At 69.7% G+C, this 25,783-nt stretch carries 25 protein-coding genes; 10 read left to right on the forward strand and 15 right to left on the reverse strand.

Annotated elements, in window-relative coordinates; all coding sequences use genetic code 11:
- Positions 1-7 precede the first annotated feature (7 nt).
- The 10 genes from DES41_RS05255 to DES41_RS05300 all read right to left on the reverse strand — a co-directional run bounded on the left by DES41_RS05255 (position 8) and on the right by DES41_RS05300 (position 9,174).
- Positions 8-658: a phage tail protein gene (locus DES41_RS05255; protein ID WP_114466844.1), complete on the reverse strand. Its 651-nt coding sequence runs from the start codon at positions 656-658 to the stop codon at positions 8-10.
- Positions 659-663: 5 nt separating this feature from the next.
- Positions 664-1,122 (reverse strand): phage tail protein, encoded by a 459-nt coding sequence (locus tag DES41_RS05260; protein WP_114466518.1) that lies wholly within the window; start codon positions 1,120-1,122, stop codon positions 664-666.
- Between the two features lie 43 nt (positions 1,123-1,165).
- Positions 1,166-2,779 carry a phage tail sheath family protein gene (locus DES41_RS05265; protein WP_114466519.1) on the reverse strand — a complete coding sequence of 538 codons (1,614 nt, stop codon included), beginning with the start codon at positions 2,777-2,779 and terminating at the stop codon, positions 1,166-1,168.
- Between the two features lie 12 nt (positions 2,780-2,791).
- Positions 2,792-3,613: a hypothetical protein gene (locus tag DES41_RS05270; RefSeq protein WP_114466520.1), complete on the reverse strand. Its 822-nt coding sequence runs from the start codon at positions 3,611-3,613 to the stop codon at positions 2,792-2,794.
- A gap of 8 nt (positions 3,614-3,621) precedes the next feature.
- The gene (locus tag DES41_RS05275; protein ID WP_114466521.1) at positions 3,622-4,182 is read right to left on the reverse strand and encodes a Pvc16 family protein; all 561 of its coding nucleotides are present in this window, start codon (positions 4,180-4,182) and stop codon (positions 3,622-3,624) included.
- A gap of 86 nt (positions 4,183-4,268) precedes the next feature.
- Positions 4,269-4,691, reverse strand: coding sequence for a response regulator (locus DES41_RS05280; RefSeq protein WP_170168098.1), 423 nt, complete (start codon positions 4,689-4,691; stop codon positions 4,269-4,271).
- A 72-nt stretch (positions 4,692-4,763) separates the two neighbouring features.
- Positions 4,764-5,447, reverse strand: coding sequence for a response regulator (locus DES41_RS05285; protein ID WP_114466845.1), 684 nt, complete (start codon positions 5,445-5,447; stop codon positions 4,764-4,766).
- A gap of 16 nt (positions 5,448-5,463) precedes the next feature.
- A complete protein-coding gene (locus DES41_RS05290) occupies positions 5,464-6,165 on the reverse strand; it encodes a sensor histidine kinase (RefSeq protein ID WP_114466523.1) in 702 nt (233 codons plus the stop codon).
- Positions 6,166-6,382: 217 nt separating this feature from the next.
- The gene (locus DES41_RS05295) at positions 6,383-7,945 is read right to left on the reverse strand and encodes an acyl-CoA synthetase (RefSeq protein ID WP_342769637.1); all 1,563 of its coding nucleotides are present in this window, start codon (positions 7,943-7,945) and stop codon (positions 6,383-6,385) included.
- 11 nt (positions 7,946-7,956) lie between these two features.
- A complete protein-coding gene (locus DES41_RS05300) occupies positions 7,957-9,174 on the reverse strand; it encodes an ABC transporter substrate-binding protein (protein ID WP_114466524.1) in 1,218 nt (405 codons plus the stop codon).
- Positions 9,175-9,361: 187 nt separating this feature from the next.
- On the opposite strand from DES41_RS05300, the gene DES41_RS05305 reads away from it, so the two are divergent.
- The 8 genes from DES41_RS05305 to DES41_RS05340 all read left to right on the forward strand — a co-directional run bounded on the left by DES41_RS05305 (position 9,362) and on the right by DES41_RS05340 (position 18,154).
- Positions 9,362-10,081 carry a glutathione S-transferase N-terminal domain-containing protein gene (locus DES41_RS05305; protein WP_114466525.1) on the forward strand — a complete coding sequence of 240 codons (720 nt, stop codon included), beginning with the start codon at positions 9,362-9,364 and terminating at the stop codon, positions 10,079-10,081.
- A 1-nt stretch (position 10,082) separates the two neighbouring features.
- Complete coding sequence (locus DES41_RS05310) at positions 10,083-10,688, forward strand: 2-hydroxychromene-2-carboxylate isomerase (protein ID WP_114466526.1); 606 nt, start codon at positions 10,083-10,085, stop codon at positions 10,686-10,688.
- Positions 10,685-11,458, forward strand: a complete 774-nt coding sequence (locus DES41_RS05315; protein WP_114466527.1) for an enoyl-CoA hydratase — start codon at positions 10,685-10,687, stop codon at positions 11,456-11,458. Before DES41_RS05310 ends, DES41_RS05315 begins: the two co-directional genes overlap by 4 nt.
- Positions 11,459-11,539: 81 nt before the next feature.
- On the forward strand, positions 11,540-12,778 hold the full coding sequence (locus DES41_RS05320) for an acetyl-CoA C-acetyltransferase (protein ID WP_114466528.1): 1,239 nt from the start codon (positions 11,540-11,542) through the stop codon (positions 12,776-12,778).
- Positions 12,779-12,853: 75 nt separating this feature from the next.
- Positions 12,854-14,056, forward strand: coding sequence for an ABC transporter substrate-binding protein (locus tag DES41_RS05325; RefSeq protein ID WP_114466529.1), 1,203 nt, complete (start codon positions 12,854-12,856; stop codon positions 14,054-14,056).
- Between the two features lie 11 nt (positions 14,057-14,067).
- Positions 14,068-15,612 (forward strand): AMP-binding protein, encoded by a 1,545-nt coding sequence (locus DES41_RS05330; RefSeq protein ID WP_114466530.1) that lies wholly within the window; start codon positions 14,068-14,070, stop codon positions 15,610-15,612.
- Positions 15,613-15,703: 91 nt separating this feature from the next.
- Positions 15,704-17,194, forward strand: a complete 1,491-nt coding sequence (locus DES41_RS05335; protein ID WP_114466531.1) for a flavin-containing monooxygenase — start codon at positions 15,704-15,706, stop codon at positions 17,192-17,194.
- Between the two features lie 18 nt (positions 17,195-17,212).
- The gene (locus tag DES41_RS05340) at positions 17,213-18,154 is read left to right on the forward strand and encodes an alpha/beta hydrolase (RefSeq protein ID WP_114466532.1); all 942 of its coding nucleotides are present in this window, start codon (positions 17,213-17,215) and stop codon (positions 18,152-18,154) included.
- 4 nt (positions 18,155-18,158) lie between these two features.
- Here the strand turns inward: DES41_RS05340 and DES41_RS05345 are convergent, their stop codons facing one another.
- Positions 18,159-18,998 (reverse strand): nucleotidyltransferase, encoded by an 840-nt coding sequence (locus DES41_RS05345; RefSeq protein WP_114466533.1) that lies wholly within the window; start codon positions 18,996-18,998, stop codon positions 18,159-18,161.
- Between the two features lie 156 nt (positions 18,999-19,154).
- On the opposite strand from DES41_RS05345, the gene DES41_RS05350 reads away from it, so the two are divergent.
- Positions 19,155-19,952: a metallophosphoesterase family protein gene (locus DES41_RS05350; RefSeq protein WP_114466847.1), complete on the forward strand. Its 798-nt coding sequence runs from the start codon at positions 19,155-19,157 to the stop codon at positions 19,950-19,952.
- Positions 19,953-20,084: 132 nt separating this feature from the next.
- On the opposite strand, the gene DES41_RS05355 is transcribed toward DES41_RS05350, so the two are convergent.
- The 3 genes from DES41_RS05355 to DES41_RS05365 form a co-directional block, all read right to left on the reverse strand.
- Positions 20,085-20,879, reverse strand: a complete 795-nt coding sequence (locus DES41_RS05355) for an SDR family NAD(P)-dependent oxidoreductase (protein ID WP_114466534.1) — start codon at positions 20,877-20,879, stop codon at positions 20,085-20,087.
- Positions 20,880-20,920: 41 nt separating this feature from the next.
- The gene (gene fadB / locus DES41_RS05360; RefSeq protein WP_114466535.1) at positions 20,921-23,080 is read right to left on the reverse strand and encodes a fatty acid oxidation complex subunit alpha FadB; all 2,160 of its coding nucleotides are present in this window, start codon (positions 23,078-23,080) and stop codon (positions 20,921-20,923) included.
- A 90-nt stretch (positions 23,081-23,170) separates the two neighbouring features.
- Positions 23,171-24,136, reverse strand: coding sequence for a Bug family tripartite tricarboxylate transporter substrate binding protein (locus DES41_RS05365; protein ID WP_114466536.1), 966 nt, complete (start codon positions 24,134-24,136; stop codon positions 23,171-23,173).
- Between the two features lie 285 nt (positions 24,137-24,421).
- Between DES41_RS05365 and DES41_RS05370 the strand changes: the two genes are divergently transcribed.
- Positions 24,422-24,775, forward strand: a complete 354-nt coding sequence (locus DES41_RS05370; RefSeq protein ID WP_114466537.1) for a hypothetical protein — start codon at positions 24,422-24,424, stop codon at positions 24,773-24,775.
- 261 nt (positions 24,776-25,036) lie between these two features.
- Here the strand turns inward: DES41_RS05370 and DES41_RS05375 are convergent, their stop codons facing one another.
- A complete protein-coding gene (locus DES41_RS05375) occupies positions 25,037-25,762 on the reverse strand; it encodes a TerC family protein (RefSeq protein WP_114466538.1) in 726 nt (241 codons plus the stop codon).
- Between the last annotated feature and the right edge of the window lie 21 nt (positions 25,763-25,783).

A 25,783-nucleotide genomic window follows, 5' to 3' on the forward strand; every position in this document is an offset into this window, starting at 1 on the left:
GGTTGCCTCAGCAAATCCGGTTCGAGCGCGCATAGGCCAGCTCGATCTTCTCCATCGCCACCTGGTTGCGCATGGCGTGGAAGCCCTCCGTCTCCCACTTGACGGGCCAGGCGTTCTCGACCGACCAGCCGCGCAGCGGGTTGGCCTCGTGGTCGAGCAGGTAGATGTGCACCAGCTGCGGCACGATGGGCTTGACGAAGCCGCCGTCCAGCACGTCCTGGCACCAGCGCACCAGCCGCGAAGCCTTGCCCGCGATGCCGCGCTTGAGCACCAGCCGCGGGTGCCTGATGGACTTGGGCAGCACGTGCGAGAAGCCGTTCAGCCCCCCCTCCAGCACGGTCTCGGTCTCGACCTCGGGGCCGATGCCGCTGACCTCGTGGAAGGCGCCGTCGGCGTCGCGCGACTGCGTGCCAAAGGTCAGCACGAAGTGGAACGCGGTCGGCGGATAGGTCGGCCCTGCGATCGGCCGCAGGTTGGCCTTGGCGGCCTGCAGCGCCAGCGGCGAGATGCCGCCCAGACCGCCCACCGGTGCGCGTGCGGCCGGCGGCGGCGACGCCGTGCGCGGCGGCAGCGGTGGCGCCCGCGGCACCGACGCTGGCACAGCCCCCGATGCAGCCCGCGCTGCCGGCAGCGGCGGTGCGGGCGGAATCGGCAGCATCGGCATCAGGCGTTGGCGATGGTGAGGCCCTCGTGCGCGATCACGATGGTCTCCACTGCCACCTCGTTGCCCTGGGCCTTCAAGTCGGTGCCGGTGATCTTGGTGGGCCAGGCATTGGCCAGCGTCCAGACCATGGTGGGCTTGCCGGCCTCGTCGAGCAGGCTGATCGTGACGGGCTTGCGCTTGATCACGTTCATCTTGATCTCGTTGAACCAGTCCCACAGCTTGTTGTCGGACTTGAAGACACCCTTCTTCATCGTCACGTCGCTGTACTTCTTCATGCCGGGCATCTTGATGACCGAGAAGGCGGGGCTGTCGCCGTGGCGGTACTCCAGCGGCTGGGCCTCCACGTCCAGGCCCGAGACCTCCTGGAACGACATGACGGCCGAATCCCACTTCACCTCGAAGCGGAACTTGGGGAGCGGCCACACCGTGGTCGATTGAGCGGAACCATCGTCAGCCATGGGCGGCCTCCAAAAGGGTGATTGATGTCAAGGGTTGGGACGATCAGGACTTCTGCAGCTGCTGCTGGAAGGTGATCTCGATGAACTCGGCCGGGCGGCTGATGGCCACCAGCACGGTCACGCGCAGGATGCCTTCGAGGATGTCTTCCGGCGTCATGGTCTCGCCCAGGCCGACGTGCACGCTGAAGGCGTCGTCCGGCACCGCCCCGGCCAGGCCACCGCGCTTCCAGATGCCGGTCAGGAAGTTGGCGATCATGCTTTTGATGGTCACCCAGGTGTTGGCCACATTGGGCTCGAACACCATGGCCTTGGCCGCCAGCCGGCACGACTCCTCCAGCATGATCATGGTGCGGCGCACGTTGATGTAGCGCCAGTCCAGGCTGTTGCCGTCCAGCGTGCGGGCGCCCCACACCAGCACCCCTTCGCCGATGAACGAGCGGATCGCATTGATGGACTTGCCCTGCGTCGTGACGTTGAGGTCTTCCTGGTCCTCGTGCGAGATCGTCACGGCCGGCGACACCACGCCGTTCAGGCTCACGTTGGCCGGCGCCTTCCAGACGCCGCGGGTGTTGTCGACCATGGTGTAGACGCCGGCCATGGCCATCGAGGGCGGCAGCAGGTTGAGCAGGTTGACGGCCTCGCCCATCAGGGTCTTGAACAGCGGGCTGGAGACGACCAGGTTCTTGTTCAGCAGCGCCTTGTGCGTCTCGACCGCTTGCCTGAGCGCGCGCTCCTCGCGCAGCTTGGCCTTCTGCTCGTCGGTCTTCTCGGACTGGTCGATGTCCGCGGTGATCTGCGCCCGCCACTCGTCGTCGCTCATCTTGATGGCCTGCACCGTCTTCCACTGCTGCTTGGTGCGCTCGGGCAGGGACTCGGCGTAGTCGGCGGGCAACGCCAGTTCGGCCATCAGCAGGCCGATCAACGTGTCGCCGTTGACGATGGCGGTGTAGTCCACGTCCTTGTCCTGCAGGACGGTGGTGTTCACCCAGGGGTAGTAGGCCGCCGCGAAGTCCAGGTTGTTGATGCCCAGGTCGTTGCGGAAGTCGTTGACCGGATCGCCCGCGGGGTCCTTGCGGTCGCGGAAGCCGGCCCACACGTCCAGGATGGCGATGCGGCTGCGCATGCGCCCGCCGCAGTGCTGCAACATCTCCTGCTGCACCAGGATGCAGTTCTTCTTCGCCAGCAGCACCGCGTCGGGGATGACCACCATGGTGGGCTCCTGCTCCTTCACCAGCGGCTCGATGCCGGCGATGAGCTTGTCGGCCTCGACCTCGCCGTCGTAGCCGCCCACCGACACCACATAGCAGGGGCCGCCGCCGTTCTGGAAGAAGTGCAGCATCCCGTAGTACAGCAGGAAGCGGCCACCGACGCTGCCGTCCTGCTGCTGGAGCGCGTAGTACTTGTCCTCGGCCTGGAAGCTGGCCTTGTCCACGGTGGTGGCCACGATGCTGAGCTTCGGCGTGGGCCCGAAGCCGAAGTACTGGTGGTACTCGGCCATCGAGCTGATGCGCCAGGGCTTGTTGGCCAGCGGCTTGCCGCCGTTGTCGGCCCGCTCGGTGTAGCCGATGAACGCGGGGACCGCGGTGGCCACCTCGACCACCGAGTTCGGGAATGCGTTCTTCTCAACGATGTAGACGCCGGGAGTCTTCATAGCCATTGCGGCCTCCTCTTAACGATGCACATGGATCTCGGAGACCAGGCGGCTTGCGCCGTCGATCCGCTCTCGGGACAGCCAGCGCGCTGCCGCCACGGGCAGGCGCTTGACCAACACCTTGTCGCCACCGCGCTGGCGGCTTCGCAGCTGGAAGCAGCATGCGCTGCGCTGCGCCAGCGCGATCGGCGCCTGCGAGCGGATGGCCAGCATCGGCGCGCCGCCGTCCAGCCGCTCGGGCTCGGGCGGGCCGAACGCGGCCTGGCTCGCCAGGTCGATGACCTGCAGCTGCGGTTCGGGCCAATCGCCATGCAGGCAGTACTTCCACCAGGTGGCGCGGGCCGCCAACCGGATGCGGTAGTACGCGGGCGCCGGCGGCAGCCCGGCCAGCGGCACGCGCAGCAGCGCCAGCGGCGGCATGCGGCGCGCGGCGCCATCCAGGGTCTGCGCCACCACAGGCCAGGTGAGCGGGCGCACCTCGGTCCAGGCCGCGCTCTCGCCCGCGTGCAGGCACCAGGCACCAGCGCCATCCTGCCGCGCATCGCCGGTGTCGAAGCACAGCAGCTCCCGCGGCCACAGCGCAGGCTGCTCGGTGCAGTGCAGGAAGTCTTCATCGCTGCAGTGCACGTGCCAGGCCAGCACGGTCCCGGCCGCGCCGGCCAAGGCCTCGCCCGTGCAGTACAGCGCCAGCGCGCTGCCGTCCTCGCGCACCACCGCATCGTGTCGGTGCAGCCACTCCGGCGTCGCCCCCACGGGCACGAAGCGCAGGCCGCGGCAGCGTGCGTCGGCGAAGAAGGCGTGGCCCACATCGACGCGCAGCAGAGGGAAGTAGCGGCCCATGGCGTTGTTCAGGCGTGGGCGCCGACGATGGGCTCGCGCACCACCGGCAGTGGACCGTCGCGCCGGCCTGCATCGAAGGTGACCATGCGCATGCGGTACAGCACCGAGGGCACATACCGGCCACCGAAAATGCCCCACAGGTTGCCGAGCTCGCCGATGGCCTGGTTCTCGATGTCCAGCACCAGGCGGTCGATGCGCGGGTCCAGCCCGGGGGTGTTGTGGTGGTCGAGCAGCGGCACCGACTGGAAGAACGCGACCGTGCTGGCGACGAACTTGAGCGCCTCGGTGTAGTTGGCGGCACCGAAGCTGGCCGCGAACATCAACTGCAGGTTCAGCGACACCGGCGGCGGCAACAGCGAATGGTCGGCCTGGCGGGGCCGCTGGACGGGCATGGTGTCGCGCTCGATGTTGACGAGGAACACCGCCAGCTTGTTGTTGACACCGGCGGCGACGCTGCCGTCCGGCTCGTACAGGCTGGAGACGACGACGAGTTCCTCGGACAGGCCGAACGCACGCTGCAGGGCGTTGTTCAGTGCGTTGGCAACCTGGCCGATGGCCGCGTCGATCATGCTGGAGAGTCCGTGGAAGCGATGGCGCCAACGTTAGCGGCGCGGACGCGCCGGGCGCATCGGTCGATTCCTGAACTTGCGCATCCTCATTGCTGAGCAGGTGGAAGCGCCTGGCTGACGCGGCACTGGCCGGCGGCGACGCCACGGATCGCGTCGACGAGCTCCTGCAGCGGGTCGTCCTTCAACAGGTAGCCGCCGGCACCGGCTGCCAGCATGGCGGCGACGATGGCCGGATCGTCGTGTGCCGACAGCGCCAGCACCCGCAGGCCGGGATGGTCGCGCAGCAGCGCGGCCAGGCCGGCCGGGCCGCCGCCGGGCATCTGCACGTCCATCAGCACGAGGTCGGGCACCGCGGCGTGCCGCGCCAGCCAGGCGCGCAGCCCGACCACGTCGCTCGCCTGGCCGACGATGGCCAGGCCTGCGCGGCGCAGCAGTTGGGCCAGGTAGGTGCGGTAAGCGGCATGGTCGTCGCACAGCACCAAGGCCAGGGAGGACACGGGAACGGCCATGGGGCGAGCCTGACCGCGGGTGGCCTGGCACGCCATCGGCCAGCACCGCAATCGCGCGGCGACGATTGCTGATCAGATCGGCATGCGCGCCGAGGTGCGCCAGGGCAGCTCGAGCGAACTCAGTCCTTCGCGCAGCGCGAAGCGCGTGAGCTCGGCCAGGCTGCAGATCTCCAGCTTCTGCATCACATGCTCGCGGTGGGTGGCCACGGTCTTGGGGCTCACGTGCAGCCGATCGGCGATCTGCTGGGTCGACAGCCCCTCGGACAGCAGTTGCACCATCTCGCGCTCGCGCGGGGTCAGCACCGAGGCATGGCCATCCTGGTGCGGCTGGCCGCGGCCGCGCACTGCGTTGACCACCAGCCCGACCAGCTCGGCACTCAGGTGCACCTGGTCGGACATGGCCTTGCGGATCGCCAGCGCGAGGTCGTCGTAGGAATCGTCCTTGAGCACATAGCCGGAGGCGCCGGCCTCCAGCACGGCCAGCACCATGCGGCTCTCGGCATGCACCGACAGGCACAGCACGCGCACGGCCGGTGCGTCGGCGCGGATGCGGCGGATCGCCTCGACGCCGTTGAGGCCCGGCATCGACACATCGGTGACGACGACGTCGGGCTGCAGCTGGCGCGCCAGCCGCACGGCGGCCAGGCCGTCGTCGGCCTGGCCGACGACCTCGATGTCGGTCTCGCGCGCCAGCAGCGCACACAGGCCGTCGCGCACGATGCGGTGGTCGTCGGCCAGGACGACGCGGATTGCCATGCCGGTCTTCACGCGGTCAGGCTGCCAGCGGCACGGCGATGCTGGCCTGCGTACCGAAGCCCGGCACCGAGCGGATGTCCAACCGGCCACCGATGGCCAGCATCTGGATCTGCGCGCTGGCCAGGCCGAAGCCGCCCGCCCGGCTGAACTGCTGGCGCGGCGCCAGTGCCGGCACGAAGCCGACGCCATCGTCCGCGACATCGACGGCCAACTGGCCGCCTTTGGAATGCACGGCGATGTCCACGTGCTGCGCACCAGCGTGCTTCTGCACGTTCAGACACAGCTCGCGCACGCTGCGGAAAACCACCGCCAGCACGGCCTCGGGCAGCTCCGGCGGCGCCACCGCACACAGAAAGGAGACGCTGAGCCGGCTGTCGCGCGCCAGCCGGTCGGCCAGGCTGTGCAAGGCCTGCTCCAGACCCAGGCGCAACACCGGGCTGCTCAGGTCGAAGGTGGCCGAGCGCGTGGCGCGCGCGGCCTGCGCCAGCAGCGCGCCGATGTCGTCGAGCAAGGGTGCGGCTGCATCCGCTGGCGCGTGCTGGCGCAGCTCACCGAGCTTGAGCCGCGCCAGGGTCAGGAATTGGCCGATGTCGTCGTGCAGGCCCAGCGCGATGCGCTCGCGCTCGCGTGCTTCGGCGATGGTGATCTCGTACGCCAGCGTGCGCAGGTGGTCGCGCCCCCTGCGCGATCTGCTCGCAACTGCGCCATGCACCGACATCGTCGCCTCCTAGCGGTCTGTTGATCACCAGACCGCACACAGGCGGCTTGGCTGGAAGCGCATGGTGGCATGGAACACAGAAATTTCCACCCTGCCGCAACATCGGCTTCAGAACTTTTAAGGGTGTTGCAGAACAGGCCACGAATCGGCTCGACGGAGCCTGCGGTTCGGTGTTTTGCTGATGGCTGCGGGCGATTGCTTCAGGCACGCGCGTGCGTTAGGCCACGGCGCGCCGGTGGTCCTTCCAGTGCGCCTCGCGCAGCTTGTACTTCATCACCTTGCCCGCGCCGCTGATCGGCAGCGCCGCCACGAACTCCACGCTGCGCGGGCACTTGTAGCCTGCGATCAGCGTCTTGCAATGGGCCTGGATCTCCTCGGTCGTGGCCTGCACACCGGGCCGCAGCACCAGCACGGCGTGCACCGCCTCGCCCCACTGGGCATGCGGCACGCCGATCACGGCCGCAGCCGCCACGGCCGGATGGCGCGTGAGCGCGGCCTCGACCTCGCCGCAGTAGACGTTCTCGCCGCCCGACACCACCATGTCCTTGAAGCGGTCGACGATGAAGACGAAGCCGTCCTCGTCCATGCGCGCGGCATCGCCCGTGAACATCCAGCCGTCGCGCAGCGCCTGGGCCGTGACCTGGGGCAGGTTCCAGTAGCCCGACATCGCGCAGGGGCTGCGCACCGCGATCTCGCCGACCTGGCCGCGCGGCACCTCCTTGCCTTCCACATCCACGATGCGCAGGTCGATGCCGTTCAACGCGCAGCCGGCCGAGTTGAGCTTGCCGAGCTTGCGGCCCTCTGCCGAGTGGTACTCGGCCGTCAGGTAGGTCACGCCCGCGGCCAGTTCGGTCATGCCGTAGCCCTGCACGAAATCGGCCTGCGGCAGCAAAGCGAAGGCCCGCTCGAGCAAGGCTTCGGAGATCGGCGAGGCGCCGTAACCCACGACCCGCACGCTCGACAGATCTGCGTCGCGCGCGGCCGGGTCGTCGAGCAGGAACTGCAGCATCACCGGAATCAGCATGAGGCTGGTGATGCGGTGCTCGGCGATGGCCTTGAGCACACCGCCCGGCGTGAAGGCCGGCAGGAACACGTTCGTCGTGCCGACGACCAGGCTGCGCATCAGCGCGGACAGGCCGCCGAGGTGGAAGAGCGGCGCGCTGTGCAGCAGCACGGCGTCGCGGTCCAGCGGCGAGGCGATCAGCGAGAGCACCGAATTGGCGGCCAGCGCCTCCTGGCTCAGCATCACGCCCTTGGGCCGGCCGGTGGTGCCGCCGGTGTAGAACACGCCGGCCAGGTCGTCGCCGCTGCGCAGCGCGTCTTCCACGGGCCTGGCCGCGGCGAGCAGCTGCTCGGTGTCCAGGAAGCCGGCCGGCGCGGTCTTCTCGCCCACGTACAGCAGCTTCTCAAGGCACGGCGCCTGGGCCTGCAGCTCAGGCACCATGGCCACGAAGCTGTCGTCCACGAACAGCATGGCGGTGGCGCAGTCCTGCAGCGAGAAGGCAATCTCGGCGGCGCTCCAGCGTGTGTTGACCGGGTTGACGACACCGCCGCCCCACCAGACGGCAAGGTAGAACTCCAGCGTGCGGTCGGAGTTCAGCGCGAGCATGCCCACGCGGTCGCCCGCGCGCATGCCCTGCGCCTGCAGCGCGCCGGCCAGCCTGGCGACGCGGTCGTGCAGCTGGCGGAAGGTCTGGCGGCGTCCGTTGTAGACGGTGGCCACGCGGTCCGGGAATTGCTGCACGGCACGGTGCAGGGATTGGGTTTGGCGCAAGCGCATGGAATCTCCTTTCAGGACGGCAGCACGGGGCCGAAGCGTTCGTAGGTGTCGCCCTTGAGGCGCAGCATCTGCAACTGCTCGAGCGGTGCGTAGTCGTTGGCGCCGGTCTTCACGCGCATGCCGGCACGCACCATGGGCAGTGTCAGATCGAGCGCGGCCGCCTGCCGCATCACGTTCTCGCGCGTGAGCTGCTCGCCGGCCTGCTGCAGCACCTTCTCCATGAGCTGGCCCATGCTGTAGGCCAGGGCGTTGAGCGTTTCATAGGGGTTGCCCTCGGGGTAGTACCTGGCCATGAAGGCCGTGAACTCGCGCACTTCGGGCGTGTCGCGTTCGGCCGTCTCCGACGGGTCGCGCATGAAGGTGGCGGTGATCACGCCCTGCGCGTTGTCGATGCCCGCCGGCTTGATCACCGATTGCAGCGAGGCCGACACGCTGGCCAGGTAGTGCGCGGGCTTCCAGCCCATCTCGGCGCTGCGCCGGATCGCCATGGCCGCGAACTTGGGCGTGCTGACGTTGAAGAAGGTGTCGACCCCTGCGGCCCGCAGCTGTACCAGCTGGCTGTCGATGGTGGGGTCGCTGAACTCGTAGCTGAGCTGGGCCACGACCATGGCCTTGGCCTTGTCGCCCAGGGCGTCCACGAAGCCCTTGAGGTAGTCCTTGCCGAGGTCGTCGTTCTGGTAGAGGACGCCTATGCGCGCGTTCGGCTGGTGCTGCAGGATGTGCCGGGCATGGATGGCTGCCTCGACCTGGTAGGAGGTCTGGAAGCCCATGGTCCACGGAAAGGCCTTCGGGTCGTTCCAGCGGCTCGCGCCGCTCTGCACGAACAGCTGCGGCACCTTGCGCGCATTCATGTACTTCTGGATCGCGAGGTTGGTCGCCGTGCCGAGCACGGCACCGATGAACAGCACCTCTTCCTGCTCGACGAGCTTGCGCGCCTGCTCCACCGTCTTGGAGGGGTTGTAGCCATCGTCCAGAGAGAACAGCTTGAGCTTGCGGCCGTTGACGCCGCCCTGCTCGTTCACCTTGTTGAAGTAGCCCTGCAGGGCCTTGCCCATGGTGCCGTAGGACGAGGCCGGCCCCGAATACGGCAGGATGTTGCCGATCTTGATCTCGGTGTCGCTGACGCCGGGGCCGTAGGATTTCTGCGCGCGCACCGGCAGTGCGGTGGCCAGGCCCAAGGCCAGCGTCGCCCGCCGCGACAGACCGGTGCGGTCTCCGTCTTTCTTCATGCTCTTGTCTCCTGGTGGTTGTCGTGACCGGCGCGTGCCCGAGGGAGGGCCGGCCGGCGCGAAATCCTAGGCCGGGGGTCCGCCGGTCCCCTCGTCCGGAACGACGATTTCTGCAACCACAGCCACCTGCGGGACAGACATGCCACTGCATCCGCTTTACAAAGGCGCGCAAGGAGACAAGCGCGCCATGATCGACCTGCATTACTGGCCGACACCCAACGGCTGGAAGATCAGCATCCTGCTGGAGGAGTGCGGCCTGCCGTACCGCGTGCTGCCGGTGGATATCGCCGCGGGCGCGCAGTTCACGCCGGAGTTCCTGGCCATCAGCCCGAACAACCGCATCCCGGCCATCGTCGACCACGAGCCGGTGGGCGGCGGCGCGCCGCTGGCGCTGTTCGAGAGCGGCGCCATCCTGCAGTACCTGGCCGAGAAAACGGGCCGCTTGCTGCCCACCGCCACGGCCGAGCGCTACCGCGTGCTGCAGTGGGTGTACTGGCAGGTCGGCGGCCTCGGCCCCATGGCCGGGCAGAACGGCCATTTCCTGCTGTACGCGGCCGAGAAGATCCCCTACGCCATCGACCGCTATGGCGCCGAGGTGCGCCGGCTCTACGGCGTGCTCGACCGCCAGCTCGCGTCGACGGGCGCGTACATCGCGGGCGACTACTCCATCGCCGACATCGCCACCTTTCCCTGGGCCATGACGCACAAGGCCCAGCAGCTCACGCTTGCCGACTTTCCGCACGTGAAGCGCTGGTACGCCGAAGTGCGCGCGCGGCCGCAGGTGCAGGCCGGCCTGGCGGTGGGCCGGGAACTCGGCCGGCCGAGCACGTCGGTCAGCGACGAAGCGCGACGCAACCTGTTCCGCGGCACGAGCGCAGCCGCCACCACAGCCGCCACCAAGGATTGACATGCCCGACATCGAGTTCTTCTTCGACATCTCCAGCCCCTGGACCTACCTGGCCTTCACCAACGTCCAGCCGCTGGCGGCGGAGCTGGGTGCCACGATCCGGTGGAAGCCCTTCATGGTCGGCGGCGTGTTCAACACCGTGAACCCCACGGTCTACGAATCGCGCCGCACGCCGGTGCTGGCCAAGCAGGCTTACCTGGGCAAGAGCCTGGCGGACTGGGCGCGCTGGACCGGCGTGCAGATCAAGTTCCCGCCCAGTGCGTTCCCGGTCAACAGCGTGAAGCTCATGCGCGGCTGCCTGGTGCTGGGCGCCACCGGCCAATTGCCGGCCTTTGCCAAGGCGGGCTTCGAAGCCTACTGGACGGACGACCTCGACATCTCGCAGGACAGCGTGGTGCGCGAGGTCTGCACGCGTGCCGGCGTCGATGCCGATGCACTGCTGGCCGCCATCGGCGCGCAGGAGATCAAGGACGCCCTGCGCGCCAACACCGAGGAACTCATCGCGCGCGGTGGCTTCGGCACCCCCACCATCTTTCTGGGAGACGACATGTACTTCGGCAACGACCACCTTCCGCTCGTGCGGGCCGCACTGGAGCGCGCACGATGAGCACCACCGACGACCTGCTGCAGCTGTCCACGCCCTCACCGGGCGTGGCCTGCCTCACGCTCAACCGGCCGCAGGCCATGAACGCGCTGTCGCTCGCGCTGCGCCAGGCCATCGCCGACACCGTCGACCGGCTCGCCGCCGACCCCGAGGTGCGCGTGCTGGTGCTGACCGGCGCCGGGCGCGCCTTCTGCGCCGGGCTGGACCTGCGCGAAATCGACGGCAACGCGCTGGGCAACGCCAAGGCCGACCCGGTGCTGGCGCTGCGGCGCTTTCCCCGGCCCATCATCGGCGCCGTCAACGGCGCGGCCGTCACGGGCGGCCTGGAACTCGCGCTGGCCTGCGATGTGCTGATCGCGTCGACCCAGGCGCGCTTTGCCGACACCCATGCGCGCGTGGGCGTGGTGCCGGGATGGGGCCTGTCGCAGAAGCTGCCGCGGCTGATCGGCATCGGGCGGGCCAAGGAGATGTCGTTCAGCGGCAACTTCGTCGGCGCCGAGCAGGCCGAGCGCTGGGGCCTGGTCAACCGCGTGGTGGCGCCCGAGGAACTGCTGCCGCAGGCCTTCGCGCTGGCCGCCGACATGGCCAGCGCGCTGCCCGAGGTGGTGCAGATCTACAAGCAGCTGATCGACGGAGGCTATGCCGGCACGCTGGCCGACGGCATGGTCGAGGAGAAAGCCGCCTCGCGCCGCTGGGCCGAATCGCTGGACACCGCCGAGCTGCGCGCCCGGCGCGAAGAGGTACAGGCCCGCGGCCGCACGCAGGCTGGGTAAACCCCAGTTCGTCGCTTCGGACGATGACGGCGGCGCCCAGCGCCGCTAGGCTTGTGGTCTCACAACGCACAGACCACCACCATGTCCGACGCATACATCATCGACACCTGCCGCACCCCCCGCGGCATCGGCAAGATCGGCAAGGGCGCCCTTGCCGACCAGCATCCCCAGCACCTGGCCGCCACCGTGCTCAAGGCGCTGGCCGAGCGCAACCAGCTCGACACCGCCGAGGTGGACGACGTGATCTGGGGCACCTCGACCCAGCGCGGCAAGCAGGGCAACGACATGGCCCGCATGGCCCTGCTGGACGCCGGCTACAGCCACCTGGCCAGCGGCGTGACGCTGGACCGCTTCTGCGGCTCGGGCATCACCTCGGTGAACCTGGCCGCCGCCACCGTGGCGGCAGGCTTCGAAGACCTGGTGATCGCGGGCGGCTGCGAGATGATGAGCTACACCGCATCGCTGGCCGACCCCGCCAACCCCAGCATGATGGACGCCGGCAACCTGCGGCTGCGCCGCAACGTGCCGCAATCGCACCAGGGCGTGTGCGCCGACGCCATCGCCACGCTGGAGGGCATTCCCCGCAGCGCGCTGGACGAACTGGCGCTCTTGAGCCAGCAGCGCGCCGCCGCCGCCATCGAGGGCGGCCACTTCAAGCGCAGCCTGGTGCCGGTCTACCGCGAAGACGGCAGCCTGGCGCTGGACCGCGAGGAGTTCCCGCGCCCGCAGACCACGCTGGAGGGCCTGGCCTCGCTCAAGCCCGCCTTCGAGGTGATGGCCGAACGCGTGATCGACGACCATGGCAACACCTATGCGGGCCTGATCCGCCAGGTGTTTCCAGAGCTCAAGATCAACTACGTGCACCACGCCGGCAACAGCTCGGGCGTGGTCGATGGTGCCGGCGCGCTGCTGCTGGCCTCGGGCGCCTACGCCAAGAAGCGTGGCCTCAAGCCACGTGCGCGCATCGTCGCCATGGCCAACGTGGGCGACAGCGCCACGCTGATGCTGAACGCCCCGGTGCCGGCCGCGCGCAAGGTGCTGGCCAAGGCCGGCCTCACGGTGGACGACATCGACCTCTGGGAAATCAACGAGGCCTTCGCCGTGGTGGCGGAGAAGTTCATCCGCGACCTGAAGCTCGACCGCGCCAAGGTCAACGTGAACGGCGGCGCCATGGCGCTGGGCCACCCCATCGGCGCGACGGGTTCGCTGCTGATCGGCACGCTGCTGGACGAACTGGAACGGCGCGACCTCAAGCGCGGCCTGGTCACGATGTGCGCGGCCGGCGGCATGGCCCCGGCCATCATCATCGAGCGGGTCTAAGCGCTCGCCCTCCCCGTCCTTCCAGCCCATGGCCGCGTGCCATGGGCTGGGCCTGCCTTCGTCTCTCCCTTGCCCATGACCACCTCCGCCTCCCGCAGAACCACCCTGATCGCACTCGCTGCGGCGCTCGCCACCGGCTCCGTGCTGGCCCAGAAGAAATACGACCCCGGCGCCAGCGACACCACGATCAGGATCGGCAACCTGGTGGCCTACTCCGGCCCGGTCTCGGCCTACGGCACCATCGGCAAATCGGCCGGTGCCTACTTCGCCAAGGTCAATGCCGAAGGCGGCATCAACGGCCGCAAGATCGACTACCTGTCGCTGGACGACGCCTACACGCCCTCCAAGACCGTGGAGCAGGCACGCAAGCTGGTGGAGCAGGAGGAAGTGCTGGCGCTGTTCCTGCCCGTGGGCACGGCGCACAACCAGGCCATCCAGCGCTACATGAACGCCAAGAAGGTGCCGCAGCTGTTCGTGGGCTCGGGCGCCACGCGCTGGGGCGACATCACCAAGTTCCCGTGGACCTTGGGCTGGCAGCCGACCTACCACACCGAGGGCCGCGTGTTCGGCACGCATGCGCTGGCCAGCAACCCCAACGCCAAGATCGCCGTACTGATGCAGAACGACGACTTCGGCAAGGACTTCCAGAAGGGCCTGCTCGACGGCCTGGGCGACAAGGCCAAGTCGCACATCGTCTCGACCCAGACCTTCGAGGTGACCGACCCGACGGTGGACAGCCAGATCGTCTCGGCCCGCGCGGCCGGCGCCGACGTGCTGGTCATCCTGGCCACGCCCAAGTTCGCCGCCATGGCGATCCGCAAGACGGCCGAGATGGGCTGGAACGCGCAGCGCTACGTCGCCAGCGTGGCGCAGTCGGTCGGCGCGGTGCTGAAGCCCGCCGGCCTGCAGAACGCCGAGGGTGTGATCAGCGCCACCTACTTCCGCGACCCGTCCGACCCGGGCCAGAAGGACACGCCCGAGGTCAAGCAGTACCTGGCCTTCATGCAACAGCACTACCCGCAGGGCGACCCGTACGACTCGCTGAACCTGATCGGCTACTCGGCCGCGCAGACGCTGGTGCAGACGCTCAAGCAGGCCGGCGACAACCTGACGCGCGAGAACGTCATGAAGCAGGCGCTGAACCTGTCGATGACGCCGCCCATGCTGTACCCCGGCATCGACGTGAAGACCGGCCCGGGCGACTTCTTCCCGATCGAGAAGATGCAGCTGATCCGCTTCAACGGCACGCGCTACGAGCCCGTGGGCAGCCTGTTCTGAGCGGCACGCCCATGCACGGCCCCACCGCCCCCGCCCTGGCGTTGCGCGCGCTGCGCCGCTACCCGGACCGCATCGCCTTCGCTGAGGACGGGCGCCAGCTCTCCTACGCCGGCACGCTGGCGCTGATCGGCCGCATCCAGGCCGCGCTGGTGGCCAGTGGCACGACCGCGCCGCGCGTGGCCCTGCTGAGTGCCAACCGTGCCGAGGCCTGGGCCGCAGAGATCGCCGTGCAGGGCCTGGGCGGCAGCACCACCTGGCTGCACCCGCTCGCGGCGCTGCCCGAGCAGCAGTTCCAGATCGAGGATGCACAGGCCGACTTGCTGGTGGTGGATGCCGACACCTACGCCGAGCGCGGCGGTGCGCTGGCTGCCGGCTGCCCGCAGCTGCGCCAGGTCTGGACATTGGGCCCGGCCAGCTACGGGCAAGACCTGCTCGCGGCCATGGCGGCGGCCGGCGAGCACAGCCCGCGCGACGTGTCGCACGCGCTGACGGTCGCCAGCCTGGGCTACACGGGCGGCACCACGGGCCGCTCCAAGGCCGCGCTGCGCCACCAGCACCAGCAGGCCGCGATCACGCGCGCCATCCTCGCGGACTTCGAGCTGCCGGCCACGCCGCGCTACCTGGCGGCAGCGCCGATCAGCCACGTCGCCGGCACCAAGGTGCTGCCCACGCTGCTGCGCGGCGGCACCGTGCACCTGCAGCGGGGCTTCGATCCCGACAGGCTGCTGGCCACGCTGCAGGCCGAGCGCATCAACATGACGCTGCTCGTGCCCACCATGGTCTACAAGCTGCTGGACCACCCGGGGCTGGAGCGCACCGACACCAGCGCGCTGGAACTGCTGCTGTACGGCGCCTCGCCGATGTCGCCCACGCGGCTGCTGGAAGGCATGGAGCGCATCGGCCCGGTGTTCTCGCAGCTCTACGGCCAGACCGAGTGCTACCCGATCAGCCTGCTGCGCAAGGCCGACCACGACCCGCGCCGGCCCGAGCGCTTCGCGTCCTGCGGGATGCAGCTCGCCGGCTGCGATGTGCGCCTGCTCGATGAGGCCGGCGAGGAGGTCGCGCCGGGCGAGCCCGGCGAGATCTGCGTGCGCGCCGACAGCGCCATGGCGCTGTACTGGAACCAGCCCGATCTCACGGCCGAGACGCTGGCCGGCGACTGGCTGCACACCAGCGACATCGCACGGCAGGACGACGAGGGCTACCTGTACATCGTCGACCGCAAGAAGGACATGGTGGTCTCCGGCGGCTTCAACGTCTACCCGCGCGAGGTGGAAGACGTGCTGACCGCGCACCCGGCCGTGGCCATGGCGGCCGTCATCGGCGTGCCCGATGCGACCTGGGGCGAGGCCGTGGCGGCCATGGTCGTGTGCCGGCCCGGCATGCAGGTGGATGCGCAGGCGCTGATGGCGCTGGTCAAGCAGCACAAGGGCGCGCAGCAGGCGCCCAAGCGTGTGGATTTCGTCGACGCGCTGCCGCTCACGGCGCTGGGCAAGATCGACAAGAAGGCGCTGCGCGCGCCATTCTGGGACGGACAGCAGCGCAAGGTGGGCTGAGGCCGGCTGTCCCAGGGACGACGCGGCGCACCCAGCCGGCGGCCTAAGATGGCCGCGCAGGCACCCCGTGCACTGTGAAGGAGACAAGCCCATGGCCACTGACCAGAGCCAGACCGAGAACGGCACGCACTTCGACTTCCTGGTCATCGGCGCCGGCATCTCCGGCATCGGCGCCGCGCACCACCTGCGCGAGCGCTGGCCCGGCCGCCGCTTCGCCGTGCTGGAGGCCATGGACGGCTTCGGCGGCACCTGGTGGACACACCGCTACCCCGGCGCCCGCTCCGACAGCGATCTCCACACCTACGGCTATGCGTTCAAGCCCTGGATGGGCAGCGCCATCGCCACGGCCGACGAGATCCGCCGCTACCTGGCCGAGACCATCGCCGAGAACGGCCTGGCGCCGCACATCCGCTACGGCCACCGCGTGCTGTCGGCCGACTGGTCGTCGCAGCAGCAGCGCTGGACGCTGCGCATCGCGCGCCAGGGCCACGACGAGGTGCTGACGCTGACCGCCGGCTTCCTGTGGATGTGCGCCGGCTACTACGACCATGGCCAGGCCTACACGCCCACCTGGCCGGGGATGGACAGTTTCCAGGGCCGCGTGGTGCACCCGCAGCACTGGCCGGCCGACCTGGACTGCACCGGCCAGCGCGTGGTGGTGGTCGGCTCGGGCGCCACGGCTGCCACGCTGATCCCGGCGCTGGCCGAACAGGTGGCGCACGTGACCATGCTGCAGCGCTCGCCGACCTTCTTCTCGGCCCTGCCGCGCGCCCATCCGCTGGAGGCGCCGCTGCGCGCGCTGGACCTGCCGGCCGAGTGGACGCACGAGATCCTGCGGCGGGCCCACATCGCGCGCAACAGCGAGGTGGTGCGCATGTCCTTCGAACGGCCGGAGGACCTGCGCGCCAACCTGATCGAGCAGGCGCGCAGCCAGCTGCCCGAGGGCTTCGACGTGGACCGGCACTTCAACCCGCGCTACCGCCCCTGGCAGCAGCGCGTGGCCGTGGTGCCCGATGGCGACCTGTTCGCCGCCATCCGCAGCGGCAAGGCCTCCGTGGTGACCGACGCCATCGAGTGCTTCGACGCCACCGGCATCCGGCTGGCCAGCGGCCAGCACCTGCCGGCCGACGTGGTCGTCACCGCCACGGGCTTCGACCTGCAGGTGCTGGGCGGCGTGCCGTTCAGCGTCGACGGTGCGCCCGTGGACTTCACGCAGCGCGTGACCTGGCGCGGCGTGATGCTCGAAGGCCTGCCCAACCTGGCCTATGTGATGGGCTACTTCCGCTCGAGCTGGACGCTGCGGCTGGACCTGGTCTGCGACCTGGTGTGCCGCGTTCTCGGGCACATGCAGGAGCGGGGCCATGCCGTGGTCGTGCCCACGCTGCGCAGCGAGGACGCCGGCATGGCGCGCCAGCCCTGGATGGACCCGCAGAATTTCAACGCGGGCTACATCCTGCGCGCCCAGCACCGCATGTTCCGCCAGGGCGACCGCGACCCCTGGCGGCACAACCTGGAGTACCAGGAAGAGCGCTCGGCACTGCCAGCCGTGCGCCCCGATGAAGACGCCCTCGCCTACCGCTGATTACCAGGACACCTGACCATGCCCCTCGATCCCCACCTCGCCGGCGTGCTGCAGATGATGGCCGCCTCGGGCAAGAAGCCCACCTCGGAAGGCACGCCAGCCGAAGGCCGCGCCGGCTACCTGGCGCTGACGGTCGGCACCCGCAAGCCCGAGGATGTGGTGCCCGTCGCCAGCGTGCTGGACACCATGGTCGATGGCGCCGCCGGCCCGTTGAAGGCCCGCATCTACCGGCCCGAGGGCACCGGCCCCTTCCCCACGGTGGCTTACTTCCATGGCGGCGGCTGGGTCATCGGCGACCTGGACACGCACGACAACATGTGCCGCGACATCTGCCGCGGCGCCAAGGCCGTGGTGGTGGCGGTGGACTACCGGCTCGCGCCCGAACATCCGTTCCCCGCGGGCATCGAGGACGCCATCGCAGCAACGCGCTGGACCGTGGCCCACGCGCACGAACTCGGTGGCAACGGCACGGTGGGCGTGGCCGGCGACAGCGCGGGCGGCAATTTCGCGGCGGTGGTGGCGCAGCAGCTGCGCGACGCCGGCACGGTGCTGCCCGCGCAGTTCCTGATCTACCCGGCGGTGGACCACGCCCAGGCCGATTACCCCAGCCTGGCGCAGAACGCCAAGGGCTACTTCCTGGAGACCGCGACCATGGCCTGGTTCTACGGGCACTATGCCGGCGCCATCGCCGACCCCCTGGACGCGCGCCTGGCGCCCTTGCGCCACGCCGACCTCACGCGGCTGCCGCCGGCCGTGGTCGTCACGGCCGAGTTCGACCCGCTGCGCGACAGCGGCCTGGCCTATGCCGAGGCGCTGCGGGCCGCGGGCAACCAGGTCGACGACCTGCCAGGGCCCGGCATGGTGCACGGCTTCTACGACATGGGGCGCTGGTCGCCGGGCGCGCAAGCCCTCGTGCAGCAGGGCATCCGGCGCTTCGGCGAGCGGCTGCGCGGCGGCTGAGCCTTCAGGCGCGCGGCTCGGTGGCGATGGCCGCCGTCCAGATCGCCACGTCCTCGGCCGTCATGCTGCCCGTACCGGCCAGCCGGCCGTCGCGGTAGCCCAGATGCTCCACGTCGTGCAGGTACTGGGCGCGTGACAGCAGCGTGCCGTCGCAGACCAGCGCGCGCTCTGCGCTGGGCGCCTGCCCCTCGCGGGCCAGGCGCTCGACGAGCGTGGCCAGCACCCAGCCCGGAATCCGGTGGCGCTCGCCGGGATAGATGAAGCCGAACAGGCTCAGGTGTGCGAGCAGCACACGCCAGTGCGGGCCGAAGCGTTCGAGCAAGGCCGGCCAGTCGAAGCGCTCGGCATGGGCCTGCAGCAGGTGGGCGATGTCACCGCCGTCGTAGCGTTCGCGCTCCATGATGAAGGCCTTGGTCAGCAGGCTGTCCTCGACGTTGACGATGCGCACCGGCACGCCCAGCAGCGTGGCACGGCGGTTGCGCCGGAACCAGGCCGCGTCCACGGGCGTGAGGCCGTTGCCCGTGCCGAAGATCAGGTCCACGAAGGCCGGGCCGCGGTAGACCTTGGCCAGCCAGTGCGGGTAGGGCAACTCGGTGCGCCAGCCCTGCGCCTGCAGCAGCTGCGCGGTGCGTGCGCAATCGGCCCGCTGGATGAACAGGTCCAGGTCCTTGGTGGGCCGGCGGATGCCGGTGTGGCAAGCGTGGGCGACAGCCCCGCCGACCAGGAACGGGATGCGTTCGGCCACCAGGACCTGGAGCACCGCCCGGTAGAAATCGGCGGCGGCCGGTTCGAGCCCCTCTTCCAGCGAGAGGTCGGATGGTGGAGGGGTGGCGTGTTGCGGCATGGCTGCACCCTAAGCCTGCCGTGCAGGGCGTGGGCCGCGCCAAGCGCGCCATCGGCCGTCGGCGCACACCTACGGCCGCTGCCGGAGCGCACCGATGGCCGGAACCGGCAGCACAGGCGCAAGCTGGTGCCCATCTTCCCGCTCCACCCGTTCACCATGACCGCGCCCAAATCATCGACCCATGTCCGCTTCGCCGTGGTCGGAGACATCCATGTCGACAAGGACTCGGCCGGCCGGCTGCGCGGGTTCTTCGCCCAGGCCGCCGATGCGGCCGACGCGCTGCTGCTGTGCGGCGATCTCACGGACTACGGCACCGCCGAGGAGGCCAAGGTGCTGGTGGGCGAGCTCAGCGCGCTCTCGCTGCCCGTGGTCGCCGTGCTGGGCAACCACGACCACGAATCGGGCACACCCGAAGTCGTGGCGCAGGCGCTCAAGGATGCCGGCGTGCGCGTGCTCGATGGCGAGGCCTGCGAGATCGAGGGCGTGGGCATCGCGGGCGTCAAGGGCTTCGCGGGCGGCTTCGGCCGCGGCTCGCTGGGGGCCTGGGGCGAGACCGCGATCAAGCTGTTCGTGCAGGAGGCGCTCAACGAGGCCATGAAGCTCGAATCGGCACTGGCCAAGCTGCGCACGCCGCACCGGCTCGCGCTGCTGCACTACGCGCCGATTGCCGGCACTGTGCAGGGCGAGCCCGTGGAGATCTTTCCCTTCCTGGGTTCGAGCCGGCTCGAGGAGCCGCTGCTGCGCTACCCCGTCGACGCCGTGTTCCACGGCCATGCGCACCGCGGCACGCTGCAGGGCCGCACCATCAACGGCGTGCCGGTCTACAACTGCGCCAAGCCGCTGCTCGAACGCAGCCGGCCCGGCGAGCCGCCCTTCCTGCTGCACGAGGTGCCGCGTGGCACGGCCGCGGCGGACAACGCCGTTCCGCCGGCGGCGCAGAGCGCGGCACTCTGAACGAGACCGGCATCTCCCTGCACCCATCCGCAACGCGCAGCGGCAGCGCGGCACGCGGGAGCTGCGCGACATTGCCGCCGCGCCGCAGCGCATGGCCCCGGGTCACTGCGGCGAGTGCGGCCACTGCGTGCTTCAGCGCGGCGCCATGCGGATGGCGCCGTCCAGGCGCACGCATTCGCCGTTGAAGTAGCCGTTGGTGATCATGGTCTCGGCCAGCTGGGCGTATTCATCGGGGTTGCCGAGGCGCTTGGGGAAGGGCACGGAGGCAGCCAGCGCGGCCTTCACGTTGTCGGGCGCGCCCTGCAGCAGCGGCGTGTTGAAGATGCCCGGCAGGATGGTGTTGACGCGTATGCCTTCGGCCATGAGGTCGCGCGCGATCGGCAGCGTCATGCCCACGATGCCGCCCTTGCTGGCCGAGTAGCTGGCCTGGCCCATCTGGCCGTCCACGGCGGCGACCGAGGCGGTGTTGACGATGGCGCCGCGCTCGGCCGAGTTGTCGGCATCCTGCAGGGGTTCCAGTGTCAGCATGCCGGCAGCGCTCTTGGCGATGCAGCGGAAGGTGCCGACCAGGTTGACCTGGATCACGCGGTCGAAGTTGGCCAGCGGGAAGTGCTTGATGTCGCCCGTGGTCTTGTCGCGGCTGGCGGTCTTGACGGCGCCGCCGATGCCGGCGCAGTTCACGAGGATGCGTTCCTGGCCATGCGCGGCGCGGGCCTTGGCGAAGGCGGCGTCGACCTGCTCTTCGTTGGTGATGTCGACCTTGCAGAACACGCCGCCGAGTTCCTTGGCCAGGGCCTCGCCCTTGTCGGCGTTGAAGTCGAACAGCGCGACCTTGACGCCGGACTTGGCCAGGCGGCGTGCGGTGGCGGCGCCCAGGCCGGACGCGCCTCCGGTGACGACGGCGGCGATGCTGGAATCGAGTTGCATGGGATCTCTCCTGTTGGGGTTGTGTGTGTGTGTGGAAAAAATCAGAGGCTGTGGTAGCGGGCGCCCTGGGCCGCCATGGCACGCATGCGCGCCGTGGGCTGGTACTGAGGGCCGAAGGCCGCGTACTTCTCGCACAGCGCGACCACCTGGGGCAGGCCCAGCCAGTCGGCGTATTGCAGCGGGCCGCCCGCATAAGCCGGAAAGCCGATGCCAAGCAGCATGGCGGTGTCGAGCTCGGCCGGCGTGGCGACCACGCCTTCCTCGAGCGCGTGCGCGGCTTCCACCACCATGGGCAGCATCATGCGTTCGACGATCTGGGCGTCGGTGAAGTCGCGCGCGCCACCGGTCTGCAGCGCGGCGACCAGCGCTTTCGCTGCGGGCGAGGAGGTCTTGCGCGGCTTGCCGGCCGGGTCGGCCTGGTAGTCGTAGAAGCCGCCGCCGGTCTTCTGGCCGAAACGGCCCGTGGCCACCAGCGCGCGGATGGCATTGCGCTCGACCGGGCGGATGCGCTCGGGGTAGCCGGCCGCGATCACGTCGAACACGTGCGCGCCCACGTCCATGCCGACCACGTCCTGCAGGTAGGCCGGGCCCATGGGCCAGCCGAAGGCCTCCATGGCGCGGTCGACCTGCTCGAAGTCCGCGCCGTCGGCCACCAGCTGCACGAAGGCGTTCACGTAGGGCGTGAGAATGCGGTTGACGAGAAAGCCCGGGCCGTCCTGCACCACGATGGGCACCTTGCCCATGGCGGCGGCATAGGCCACCGCGGTGGACACGGCCTGCGGACTGGTGCGCGAACCGCGGATCACCTCGACCAGCGGCATCACGGGCACCGGGTTGAAGAAGTGCATGCCGACGAAATTCTCAGGCCGCGCGAGCGGCTGGGCGATGTCGTCGATGCGCAGGCTGGAGGTGTTGGAGGCGATGACGGTATCCGCCCGCGTGCTGCCTTCGAGTGCGGCGAGCACGCGGCGCTTGACCTCCAGGTTCTCGACGATGGCCTCGATCACGCAATCGAGCTCCCCGAAACCGGCCTCGTCGAGTTGCGCGGTGATGGACGCACGCACGGCCTGCGCCTTCTCGGGCTGGAGCCGGCCGCTCTTCACCTGGCGGGCCAGCTGCTTGTCGGCCTCGGCCAGGCCCAGGTCCAGCGCGGGCTGGGCGATGTCCTTCATGCGCACGGGCACGCCGCGCAGCGCGCTCGTGAACGCAATGCCGCCACCCATGGTCCCGGCCCCGAGCACGGCGGCGCGCGCCACGGGCCGGCCCTCGCGCGCATGGCGCTTGTGCAGCTTCTTCACGGCCTGGTCGTTCAGGAAGGCACGCACCAGCGAAGCCGCAGCCTGGGTCCTCGCGACCCGGCCGAAGGCGGCCGATTCGAGGTCGATCGCGCGGTCGCGCGGCAGGCTCGCGCCCTCGGCCATCATCTCGAGCGCGGTTTGCGCGGCCGGCTGGTGCGGCGCGCCGCGGCGCGCGGTGTCCAGGGCCTTGGCCAGCTCGGCGGCCACGGCATCGGCCGCCAGTGGCAGCGCCGTGCGCTTGCGCTGCTGGCGCGCGGCCCAGTCGATCTCGCCGCGCACGGCAGACTGCAGCAGCGCCAGCGCCCGTGTGCGCAAGGCCTCGGGTGCCGCCACCTCGTCGACCACGCCGGCGGCGAGCGCCCGCGCAGCCTTGGCCGGCTTGCCGCCGGCCACCCAGTCGAAGGCCGTGGCCAGGCCGGCCAGGCGCACCAGGCGCACGGTGCCGCCGAAGCCCGGAAACAGCCCCAGCTTGACCTCGGGTACGCCGACCTGGGCGGTCTCGGACATGACGCGCAAGGCGCCCAGCATGGCCAGCTCCAGGCCGCCGCCCAGGGCAAAGCCGTTGATGGCCACGACGCTGGGGATGGGCAGGTCCTCGAAACGGTTGATCATGGCGTTGCTCTCGCGCACGCCGGCCGCAATCTCCTGCGGAGTCTGCTGGAACTTGGTGCCGAACTCGGTGATGTCCGCGCCGACGATGAACACGTCCTTCGCACTCGTCACCAGCACGCCGCGCACGGCCGGCGCGGCGGCGATCACGTCGATGGCTTGCCGGAATTCGTCGATGGTGCGCGCGTCGAGCTTGTTGATGGCATCGCCCTGGCGGTCGAAGCGGAGCTCGACGAGCCCTTCAGCGCCGGGCTCGGCGAGCGGCAGGACCTGGATGCTTTGGCCTTGGAACAAGAAACACTCTCCCTGCGGGCCCCTGCCCGCGTGCCGGGAAAGTCTAGGGAGCGGGCCTGGGCCGGGCCATCGTCCGAACGGACGAATCGGTCAATCGAGCCGGATGTTGTTCTCGGCGATGGCCTTCTTCCAGTAGCCCATGTCGTCGCGCAGGCGCTGCTCGAAGGCCGCTGGCGGCTCCACCACGGGCAGCAAGCCCAGCTGTGTGAGCCGCGCCTGCATCTCGGGCGCCTGCAGCACTTGCGCCACGCCTTCGCGGATGCGGCGCACCACCTCCGGGGGCGTCTTCGCGGGAGCGAACAGCGCGTACCAGCCCGGCACGTCCAGGCCCGCGTGGCCGAGCTCCGAGAAGGTCGGCACGTCGGGCAGCAGCGGCGCGCGGCGCGTGCCGGTGACCGCATAGGCCTTGAGCCGCCCGGACAGGATGTGCGGCAGCGGCGAGGCCAGGTCGGTGAACGACAGCGTCACATGGCCTGCCAGCAGGTCGTTGATGAGGGGGGCCGCGCCCTTGTAGGGCACGTGCACGGTGCGGATGCCGTTGGCCCGGTTGAAGATCTCCGCAAAGATGTGGGCCGAGGTGCCCGCGCCATAGGTGCCATAGCTGAGCTTGTCCGGGTTGGCCTTGGCCAGCGCCACGTAGTCCTTGACGGAGGCGATGCGGGCGTCGTTGGTCACGAAGACGGAGACCGCGTCGGCCACGCGCGCCAACGGCACGAAGTCCTTCTCCACGTCGTAGGCCATCTTCGGATAGAGCCAGGGCGCCAGCGCCAGTTGGCTGATGCCCAGCAGCAGCGTCGTACCGTCGGGCGCCGCGCGCGCCACGTACTCGTTGCCGATCATGCCGGAGGCGCCGGCGCGGTTGTCCACCACCACGGGCTGGCCCCAGAGCCTCGCCAGGTCGGTGGCCAGGTGGCGCGCCAGGATGTCGCCCATGCCGCCGGCCGGGAACGGCATGACCAGCCGCACGGCCTTGTCGGGATAGCCGCTGGCGCGGCCTGCCAGCGGCAGGCAGGCAGCCAGGGGCAGTGCGGCGAATCGGCGTCGTGACAGGGGCATGGGTGGGTCTCCGGTGGTGTTCCGGCCATCCTAGGAGCGCTATCCCGCACCGGGCCATCGTCCGATCGGACGAGTTCGGACAGCGAAACCAGCCGCCCCGCTTGCTCAACATGCAAGTTGGACACAATTCATTCGCCAGCCATGTCGGCGAAGAAAGACATACACGATCGCATCCTTGTTGTGCGGACGCCAACTTCATACAATTTTCGGTCGGACCAATGGCTCCGACGCGCAGGTGGTGTGTCTGGCCTGCGTGTTCTCCCAGACCACAACTGAAAGTCATCCATGAAGCATCCGATCCTCTCCATTGGCATCGCCCTGGCACAAGTGTTTGCCGCCAGCGCCTTCGCCCAGGGTGAAGCCGGCACGTCCAAGGCACCGCCGCCGGCCGCCAAAGCGTCTCCCGAAGAGCGCGCGGCCGCGCGTGCCAAGCGCAGGGCCGAAGGCGCGGAAGCCATCAGGCAGCAGCCGATCGGCGAAGCCGGGCAGTCCAAGGCACCACCGAGCGCGAAGCGCGCCTCTGCCGAAGACCGTGCTGCCGCCCGCGCCAAGCGCAAGGCCGAGGGCACCGAAGCCGTCAAGCAGGATCCGATCGGCGAAGTCGGCCAGAGCAAGGCACCTCCGCCGGCCGGCAAGTAAGCCGGCACTGGGCGGCAGGGCAGCCTGCCTTGCCGCCTGACGCGCCACCAGGGCGCGTCTTCAGCGATGCGGGGCTGCTTCAACGCCCCGCTGCCGGCAGCGGCGCAACGCCAGCCGGCCGTCCCCTCCCCGCCATGCCGCCGTCTGCGCAGATCTGCAGCGCAGCAAAAAGCCCTGCCGGCCAGCGGCCGCAGGGCTTTGGTGGCCCGGGCTGGCGCCCGGGAGGTGCAAGAGGCGCCGCGCAGAGGCGGCGCCCAGGGCTCAGGCGTGGCCGCCTTCGGCCGGCTTGCGGCCGGCGATGGCCTTGCCGATCACGAGCACCAGCAGTGCACCCGCGACGGACGCGCCGTACTTGACGACATCGGTCTGCGGCAGCTTGAACATCCACTGCCACTTGTCGGGGTTGGCCAGGGCCGGGTCGGTCACCAGCATGCCGCCCGCGATCCAGCCCAGCAGCATGCCGCCGGCCGTGATGATGAGCGGGTAGCGTTCCATGAGCTTGATGACCAGCTGGCTGCCCCAGACGATGATGGGGATGGAGATCAGGAGGCCCAGCACGACCAGCAGCATGGAGTGCTCGCCAGCGTTTTGCGCGGCACCGGCGATGGCGATCACGTTGTCCACGCTCATGACCAGGTCGGCCACGATGATGGTCTTGATGGCGGCAAACAGCTTGTCGCTGCCCGCCACGTCGCCATGCCCTTCTTCGTCCGGCGCGAGCAGCTTGACACCGATCCACACCAGCAGGATGGCACCGATCAGCTTGAGGAACGGCACGTTCAGCAGCGTCATGGCGAACGCGATCAGGATCACGCGCAGGACGATGGCACCGGCCGTGCCCCAGATGATGCCTTTGGTGCGCTGCGCAGGTGCCAGCTTGCGGCAGGCCAGCGCGATCACGACGGCGTTGTCGCCACCCAGCAGGATGTCGATGATGATGATCTGCCCGAGGGCGACCCAAAAAGCGGGGGATGTCAGAAAGTCCATGATTCCTCGTTGTACTGCATA

Source organism: Pseudorhodoferax soli (genome assembly GCF_003337555.1).
GTDB lineage: Bacteria > Pseudomonadota > Gammaproteobacteria > Burkholderiales > Burkholderiaceae_C > Pseudorhodoferax > Pseudorhodoferax soli.

Coding starts and splice junctions, on each gene's coding strand:
- DES41_RS05370 (WP_114466537.1), top strand. CDS start 24,422: ATGAAGCATCCGATCCTCTCCATTGGCATCGCCCTGGCACAAGTGTTT.
- DES41_RS05305 (WP_114466525.1), top strand. CDS start 9,362: ATGATCGACCTGCATTACTGGCCGACACCCAACGGCTGGAAGATCAGC.
- DES41_RS05330 (WP_114466530.1), top strand. CDS start 14,068: ATGCACGGCCCCACCGCCCCCGCCCTGGCGTTGCGCGCGCTGCGCCGC.
- DES41_RS05270 (WP_114466520.1), bottom strand. CDS start 3,613: ATGGGCCGCTACTTCCCTCTGCTGCGCGTCGATGTGGGCCACGCCTTC.
- DES41_RS05375 (WP_114466538.1), bottom strand. CDS start 25,762: ATGGACTTTCTGACATCCCCCGCTTTTTGGGTCGCCCTCGGGCAGATC.
- DES41_RS05300 (WP_114466524.1), bottom strand. CDS start 9,174: ATGAAGAAAGACGGAGACCGCACCGGTCTGTCGCGGCGGGCGACGCTG.
- DES41_RS05350 (WP_114466847.1), top strand. CDS start 19,155: ATGACCGCGCCCAAATCATCGACCCATGTCCGCTTCGCCGTGGTCGGA.
- DES41_RS05280 (WP_170168098.1), bottom strand. CDS start 4,691: ATGGCCGTTCCCGTGTCCTCCCTGGCCTTGGTGCTGTGCGACGACCAT.
- DES41_RS05365 (WP_114466536.1), bottom strand. CDS start 24,136: ATGCCCCTGTCACGACGCCGATTCGCCGCACTGCCCCTGGCTGCCTGC.
- DES41_RS05255 (WP_114466844.1), bottom strand. CDS start 658: ATGCTGCCGATTCCGCCCGCACCGCCGCTGCCGGCAGCGCGGGCTGCA.
- DES41_RS05335 (WP_114466531.1), top strand. CDS start 15,704: ATGGCCACTGACCAGAGCCAGACCGAGAACGGCACGCACTTCGACTTC.
- DES41_RS05315 (WP_114466527.1), top strand. CDS start 10,685: ATGAGCACCACCGACGACCTGCTGCAGCTGTCCACGCCCTCACCGGGC.
- DES41_RS05285 (WP_114466845.1), bottom strand. CDS start 5,447: ATGGCAATCCGCGTCGTCCTGGCCGACGACCACCGCATCGTGCGCGAC.
- DES41_RS05310 (WP_114466526.1), top strand. CDS start 10,083: ATGCCCGACATCGAGTTCTTCTTCGACATCTCCAGCCCCTGGACCTAC.
- DES41_RS05290 (WP_114466523.1), bottom strand. CDS start 6,165: ATGTCGGTGCATGGCGCAGTTGCGAGCAGATCGCGCAGGGGGCGCGAC.
- DES41_RS05275 (WP_114466521.1), bottom strand. CDS start 4,182: ATGATCGACGCGGCCATCGGCCAGGTTGCCAACGCACTGAACAACGCC.
- DES41_RS05325 (WP_114466529.1), top strand. CDS start 12,854: ATGACCACCTCCGCCTCCCGCAGAACCACCCTGATCGCACTCGCTGCG.
- DES41_RS05295 (WP_342769637.1), bottom strand. CDS start 7,945: ATGCGCTTGCGCCAAACCCAATCCCTGCACCGTGCCGTGCAGCAATTC.
- DES41_RS05265 (WP_114466519.1), bottom strand. CDS start 2,779: ATGGCTATGAAGACTCCCGGCGTCTACATCGTTGAGAAGAACGCATTC.
- DES41_RS05260 (WP_114466518.1), bottom strand. CDS start 1,122: ATGGCTGACGATGGTTCCGCTCAATCGACCACGGTGTGGCCGCTCCCC.
- DES41_RS05345 (WP_114466533.1), bottom strand. CDS start 18,998: ATGCCGCAACACGCCACCCCTCCACCATCCGACCTCTCGCTGGAAGAG.
- DES41_RS05355 (WP_114466534.1), bottom strand. CDS start 20,879: ATGCAACTCGATTCCAGCATCGCCGCCGTCGTCACCGGAGGCGCGTCC.
- DES41_RS05340 (WP_114466532.1), top strand. CDS start 17,213: ATGCCCCTCGATCCCCACCTCGCCGGCGTGCTGCAGATGATGGCCGCC.
- DES41_RS05320 (WP_114466528.1), top strand. CDS start 11,540: ATGTCCGACGCATACATCATCGACACCTGCCGCACCCCCCGCGGCATC.